This window comes from Mizugakiibacter sp., from assembly GCF_039680435.1.
GTDB lineage: Bacteria > Pseudomonadota > Gammaproteobacteria > Xanthomonadales > Rhodanobacteraceae > Mizugakiibacter.
Genome location: NZ_JBDKSX010000022.1, coordinates 1 through 6,797, shown reverse-complemented (window position 1 = coordinate 6,797; position 6,797 = coordinate 1). Strand labels below are relative to the sequence as shown.

Below are 6,797 nucleotides of genomic sequence, written 5' to 3'. Positions count from 1 at the left end.
TGGAACTGGTCGGCACGCTGCTGGCGCGCGAGCGCGCGCTGCCGCCGGCCCGCGCGGTGCGCCTGAACGCCTACGGCATCGCCTGGGAGGACGCCGCCGCGGCGCCCGCGCCGGGCACGCACGGCATCGTCGCGCTGCATCTCGATGCCTGTCCCGCCGTGCCGCTGCGCCTGCCCGGGCGGGTCGCCGCGCTGGTGCCGGGCGACCCGCGTCGCGTCGTGCTGTTCCGGGAACTGCCGGCGCCGCTGCAGGAAGCGATCGAGCGGTTGGTGTTCCGCGACCATCGGCGCCGCGTCGCCGGCGCGCGCCAGGCCGCGCGCGTCGACGCGTCGTAGCGCCCGTGTGCCGCGCGCGTCGACGCGTCGTAGCGCCCGTTTGCCGCGCGCGCGGCGGTTGCACCTGCCGGCGCCGGCCCGCGATGTCCGCGCGGCCGCGGCCCGCTGATCGGAAAGTGCGCAAACCGAGAACTGCCGCACAACGGCAGGCCGCATGACGTTGCGCGACATGCGCCGAAGGTGGGGGCGCAAAATGCCAACGGCGTCACACCGACTTCACAGTTGTTTGACGAGGCCATCTGGCTTTGCGGTGTTGCGTGGATAAGCTGCAAGCGTCCGTTCCCGCCACCGCACGACATCACGCACGCCATGTTCGCCGTCTCCGCCAGCATCCGCACACCCGCGCCGCGCAAGCGAATGGTCGGGGCGGTGCGCGTGGCGGACGCGGCGTGCGCGGGCGTCGCGAGGGGCGCGTGGACGGACTATTCCGGGCATCCCGCCGCACGGCGCCGGTCGAGCGCGCGGCGGCAGGATGTCCTGATCCGGAGCGCGGTTTGGCGCCGCCGCTTGCGCGCCGCCGCCGTTCCGCATTGCCACAGGGGGCAAGAGGATCGTGCAGCACTTATCCATTTACGTGATCGAACCGGACCGGGACCGCGCGCGGGTGGTTGCCGCGGTGCTGGACAGCCTCGGCTATCGCGCGCATGTCGCCGGTACTGACGGGGCGCAATCGGACGGCTCGGGCGACGCGCGTCCGCGCGCGGCCTACGTCGGCGGCATCAGCGACGAGGCGCTCGACCGCGAGCTGGCGCTGATCGACGGCCAGGGCGGCGCGCTGCCGCTGCTGGTCGCGGCGGATTCGCCGGCGGTCGCGCGGCTGGCGCGCGGCAGCGGCCGCGAATACCACGTGGTCGACTATCCGATCCGCGAAACCCAGCTTTCCGAACTGCTGGCGCGACTGCGCCGCGGCGGCGCGGCGGCGGCGCCGGCCACGCGCTTCGTCGGCAGCAGCGCGCCGATGCGGCGCGTCAACGAACTGATCCGCCAGGTCGCGCGCTTCGATTCCAGCGTGCTGATCCTCGGCGAATCCGGCACCGGCAAGGAACTGGTCGCGCGCACCATCCACGAGTCCTCGCCGCGCCGCGACAAGCCGTTCGTGCCGATCAACTGCGGCGCGATCCCGGCCGAGCTGCTGGAGAGCGAGCTGTTCGGCCACGAGAAGGGTGCGTTCACCGGCGCCATCGCCGCGCGCAAGGGGCGCTTCGAGATCGCCGAGGGCGGCACGCTGTTCCTCGACGAGATCGGCGACATGAGCCTGCCGATGCAGGTCAAGCTGCTGCGCGTGCTGCAGGAGCGCATGTACGAGCGCGTCGGCAGCAACCGCTCGCAGCGCTGCGACGTGCGCATCATCGCCGCCACCCACCGCAACCTCGAGCAGGCGATCGAACGCGGCCAGTTCCGCGAGGACCTGTTCTACCGCCTCAGCGTGTTCCCGATCGAGATGCCGCCGCTGCGCGAGCGCCTCGGCGACCTGCCCGAGCTGATCGCCGAGTTCAGCGCGCGCCTGGCGCGGCGCGGGCTGGAGAGCGTGGCCCTGAGCGAGGGCGCGCTGCGCGCGCTGTCCCGGCACCCGTGGCCGGGCAACGTGCGCGAGTTGGCCAACCTGATCGAGCGCCTGGCGATCCTGTACCCGCACGGCGCGGTGCGCGCCGCCGACCTGCCGGCGAAATACCGCAGCGGCGAGGAGGTCGAGCACGACATCGACGAGGTCGCGGCCGCGCACGCGGACGGCGTCAGCGCGCTGGAAAGCTGCATGCTGCTGCCGCACAGCGGCATCGACCTGAAGGACCACCTCGCCGGCATCGAGGCGTCGCTGATCCGCCAGGCGCTGCAGGCTTCCGACGGCATCGTCGCCAAGGCCGCCAAGCTGCTGCATCTGCAGCGCACGACCCTGGTCGAGAAGCTGCGCAAGTATGGGATGCAGGGCGGCCTGCAACTGACGGGTTCTTGACGCGGCCGCATGACGGCGGCCGCAACTGCCTGAGACACCGGGGCTTTCGACAATTGGCACGATCGTTGCGATGACGCTCCGGGGAGGCAGATCCCCGGAGCGCGCATGAAAGCCAGTGCCAGACAGCGGGCCAGCGAACTCGAACAGGCTTTCGCCCTGTTCAACGACACCTCGCGCTTTCTCGCCGAGTCCTACCGCGAGCTGGAACAGCAGGTCGCCCTGCTGGGCGCGCAGCTCGCCGCCGCCGACGCGGCGCGGCAGCGCGAGTTCGCCGCCAGGGAGCGCCTCGCCGAACGCATGCAGGGCCTGCTCGAGGTCCTGCCCGGCGGCGTGGTGGTGCTCGACGACGACGACCGCGTGCAGGACTGCAACGCCGGCGCGCACGAGCTGTTCGACGAGCCGCTGCTCGGCCAGCCGTGGGCGGCGGTCGGCGCGCGCGCGTTCGGCGCCGACAGCGACGGCGGCACGCTGCGCCTCGCCGACGGCCGCAGCCTGGCGATGTCGACGCGCCGCCTGTCCGACGGCGGCCACGTGCTGCTGTTCACCGACGTCACCGAGGCGCGAACGCTGCAGGCGCGGCTGGAGCGCCACGAGCGGCTGTCGGCGATGGGCGAGATGAGCGCGCGCCTCGCGCACCAGTTGCGCACGCCGCTGGCGGCGGCGGTGCTGTACGCATCGCGCCTCGCCGAAGGCGGACTGAACGCGGCCATTGCGCAGCGGCTCGGCGAGAAGATCCAGGCGCGGCTGCACCATCTCGAGCGGCTGATCGCCGACATGCTTGCGTTCGCGCGCGGCGACGGCGCCGACGCCGGCGCCGAGCGCATCGAAGTGGCGGCGCTGCTCGCCGCGATCGCGCGGGCCGCCGAGCCGCAGCGCGGCCCCGCCGCGCGCCTCGAATTCGACGACCGCAGCGGCGGCGCCGTGCTGCGCGGCCAGCGCGAGCTGCTGGCCAGCGCGCTGACCAACCTCGCGGTCAACGGCCTGCAGGCCGCCGGCGCCGGCGGCTGCGTGCGCATCGACGCCGAGCGCATCGGCGGGCGCGTGCGCATCGGCATCCGCGACGACGGCCCCGGCATCGCGCCGGAGCTGGCCGAGCGCATCTTCGAACCGTTCTTCACCACCCGCAGCGGCGGCACCGGCCTCGGCCTGGCCGTGGCGCGCGCGGTGGTCGCCGCGCACGGCGGCGAGATCGCCGTGCAGGCCGAGCCCGGCGCCGGCGCACTCTTCGTGGTGTCGCTGCCCGAGGCGGACGCCGGCCGCGCGCTGCGCGGCGGCGAGCGCGCGATGCACAACGAAAGGAGCCCGGTGCCGTGACCGAACCCTGCGTGCTGATCGTCGAAGACGACGCGCACCTGCGCGAGGCGCTGCGCGAGACGCTGGAACTGGCCGAGCTGCCGGTCGCGGAAGCCGCCGACGGCGCGCAGGCGCTGGCGCTGCTGGCCGAGCGGCCGGTCGGCCTGGTCGTCAGCGACGTGCAGATGCGCCCGATGGACGGGCGCGAGCTGCTGCAGCGCCTGCGCCGCGAGCATCCGCAGTTGCCGGTGGTGATGATGACCGCGTTCGCCACCGTCGCGCAGGCGGTCGAGGCGATGCGCGAGGGCGCCAGCGACTACCTGGTCAAGCCGTTCGACGCCGCGCAACTGGTGCGGCTGGCGCGCCGCCACCTGCCGCCCGCGGACGACGGCACCGAAGGGCCGGTCGCCGTCGACCCGCGTTCGCGCGAGCTGCTGGAGCTGGCGCGCCGCGTCGCCGCCAGCGCGGCCACCGTGCTGATCGGCGGCGACAGCGGCACCGGCAAGGAGGTGGTGGCGCGCTACCTGCACGCGCAGTCGCCGCGCGCCGCCGGGCCGTTCGTCGCGATCAACTGCGCGGCGATCCCGGAGAACATGCTGGAGGCGGTGCTGTTCGGCCACGAGAAGGGCGCCTTCACCGGCGCGCAGGCCGCGCACCCCGGCAAGTTCGAGCAGGCGCAGGGCGGCACCCTGCTGCTGGACGAGATTTCCGAGATGGGCCTCGGCCTGCAGGCCAAGCTGCTGCGCGTGCTGCAGGAGCGCGAGGTCGAGCGCCTCGGCGGCCGGGCGCCGATCGCGCTGGACGTGCGCGTGATCGCCACCAGCAACCGGCGCCTGCGCGAGGAGGTCGCCGCCGGCCGCTTCCGCGAGGACCTGTACTACCGGCTCAACGTGTTCCCGCTGCACCTGCCGCCGCTGCGCGAGCGCCCCGGCGACATCCTGCCGCTGGCGCGCCGCCTGCTGGCACGCCATTGCCGCGGCCGCGCCGTGCCGGCACTGGACGCCGCCGCCGAGGCGCGCCTGCTGGCGCACCGCTGGCCGGGCAACGTGCGCGAGCTGGACAACCTGCTGCAGCGCGCGCTGGTGCTGGCCGGCGGCAACGCGATCGGCGTCGCCGAACTGCGCTTCGAGGGCGACGAAACCCCGGCGCCCGCCGCCGCGCCGGCCGACGCGGCGGCGCTGGACAGCACGCTGCGCCGCTCCGAGCAGGCGCTGATCATCGAGGCGCTGCGCGCCGGCAACGGCAGCCGCAAGGCCGCGGCCGAGCGGCTCGGCATCAGCCCGCGCACGCTGCGCCACAAGCTGCAGCGGCTGCGCGAGTCGGGCGTGCAGGTACCGCTCGGCACGGCCTGTGCATCTATGTGAGAAACGCCGGATTGCCGGCGCTTTGCGAAGGACGCGAGCGATGAGCCAGATCGACATCAACGGCCTGCTGACGCAGATGCGCGGCCTCGCCGCGCAGGCCGGCGGGCCGTTCGCCGCCGCCGGTGCGGCGAACGTCGAGGCGCCGGCGGCGGGGCGTCAGGATTTCGGCGCGCTGCTGAAGCAGGCGGTCGGCGGCGTGGAGGAAACCCAGCGCAGCGCCGGCCAGCTCGCCACCGCGTTCGAGCGCGGCGACCCGCGCGCCGATCTCGGCCAGGTGATGGTCGCGCTGCAGAAGGCCGACCTCTCGTTCCGCACCATGACCGAGGTGCGCAACAAGCTGGTCGACGCCTACAAAGACATCATGAACATGCCGGTGTGAGCGCCCTGCGCCGACCTGAGCCGACGCCGCCATGACCGATCTCGCCGCCGCCAGCAACGCCATCCCGCAGCGCGCCGCCGCGCGCCTCAACCTCGCGCAGTTCCCCGGCGCGCGCCAGCTGCTGCTGCTGGTCGGCATCGCCGCGGCGGTCGCCGTCGGCGTGGCCATCGTGCTGTGGTCGCGCGCGCCGAGCTACGCGCTGCTGTACGCCAACCTCGACGACAAGGACGCCGCGCAGGTGGTGCAGGCGCTGCAGGCCGCCGGCGAGCCGTACCAGCTCGGCGGCAGCGGCGGGTCGGTGTTCGTGCCGTCCGCCGACATCGCCTCGCTGCGCCTGAAGCTGGCCGCGCAGGGCCTGCCGCGCGGCAGCGCCGGCAGCAGCGCCGCCGCCGGCGCCGACTCGCCGTTCGGCATGAGCGACTTCGCCGAGAAGGCGCGCTACCAGCAGGGCCTGGAGAGCGACCTCGCCAGCACCATCGCCAGCCTGCAGTCGGTGAAGAACGCGCGCGTGCACCTCGCGCTGCCGAAGGCGTCGGCGTTCATCCGCGAACGCCGCCCGGCCAGCGCCTCGGTGGTGGTCTCGCTGTACCCCGGGCGCCGGCTCGATCCCTCGCAGGTCGGCGCGATCGTGCATCTGGTCGCCTCCAGCGTGCCCGACCTCGACCCGCGCCAGGTCTCGGTGATCGACCAGCAGGGCCAACTGCTCACCACCGGCGACGGCGGCGCGGCCGACGTCGCCGACAGCCGCTTCCGCCTGATGCAGAGCGTCGAGGACGCCTACGCGGCGCGCGTCGAGGAGCTGCTGACGCCGCTGGTCGGCGCCGGCCGCGTGCGCGCGCAGGTGGTCGCCGACATGGACTTCACCGAAACCGAGAAGACCAGCGAGACCTACGATCACGACAAGCCGGCGCTGCGCAGCGAGCAGGTCAGCAGCGAGCAGCGCCGCGACGGCACCGCCGGCGCGCAGGGCATCCCCGGCGCGCTGAGCAACCAGCCGCCGTCGACGCCGGCGCAGCCGACCGCGGCCAATCCGGCCGCCGCCAAGCCGGCCGCCGGCGAAGCGCAGACCGCGGCGGCGGCGCCCGGCGAAAGCTCCAGCGCAGCCACGCGCAACTACGAACTCGACCGCACCATCAGCCACACGCGCGCGCCGGTCGGCGCGATCCGCCGGCTCAGCGTCGCGGTGGTGGTGGACAACAAGCAGGTCACCGATGCCGAGGGCGCCAGCAAGAGCGAGCCGCTCGGCAAGGCCGAGCTGGCGCAGATGAACGAGCTGGTCAAGAACGCGGTCGGCTTCGACGCCGCGCGCGGCGACAGCGTCAGCGTGGTCAACGTGCCGTTCCACAGCGATCCCGCCGCGGACCTGCCGGGCACGCCGATCCTGGACCGGCCCGGCGTGCGCGACGTGATCAAGCAGGGCCTCGGCGCGCTGGTGCTGCTGGTGCTGATGTTCGGCGTGCTGCGCCCGCTGTTCC

Annotated in this window: 6 protein-coding genes; all 6 read left to right on the top strand. The window is 74.0% G+C overall.

Features of this window, described 5'->3' with window-relative positions:
* On the top strand, positions 1-335 hold a 335-nt coding region (locus ABFC67_RS01805), incomplete at its 5' end, for a PilZ domain-containing protein (protein WP_346736323.1).
* A 553-nt stretch (positions 336-888) separates the two neighbouring features.
* Complete coding sequence (locus ABFC67_RS01800; RefSeq protein ID WP_346736322.1) at positions 889-2,286, top strand: sigma 54-interacting transcriptional regulator; 1,398 nt, start codon at positions 889-891, stop codon at positions 2,284-2,286.
* A 105-nt stretch (positions 2,287-2,391) separates the two neighbouring features.
* Positions 2,392-3,600 carry an ATP-binding protein gene (locus tag ABFC67_RS01795; RefSeq protein WP_346736321.1) on the top strand — a complete coding sequence of 403 codons (1,209 nt, stop codon included), beginning with the start codon at positions 2,392-2,394 and terminating at the stop codon, positions 3,598-3,600.
* On the top strand, positions 3,597-4,943 hold the full coding sequence (locus ABFC67_RS01790; RefSeq protein WP_346736320.1) for a sigma-54 dependent transcriptional regulator: 1,347 nt from the start codon (positions 3,597-3,599) through the stop codon (positions 4,941-4,943). The genes ABFC67_RS01795 and ABFC67_RS01790 overlap by 4 nt, the downstream gene beginning before the upstream one ends.
* 40 nt (positions 4,944-4,983) lie before the next feature.
* On the top strand, positions 4,984-5,322 hold the full coding sequence (gene fliE / locus ABFC67_RS01785) for a flagellar hook-basal body complex protein FliE (RefSeq protein ID WP_346736319.1): 339 nt from the start codon (positions 4,984-4,986) through the stop codon (positions 5,320-5,322).
* Between the two features lie 31 nt (positions 5,323-5,353).
* The coding region (fliF, locus tag ABFC67_RS01780) for a flagellar basal-body MS-ring/collar protein FliF (RefSeq protein ID WP_346736318.1) at positions 5,354-6,797 on the top strand (1,444 nt) is incomplete at its 3' end.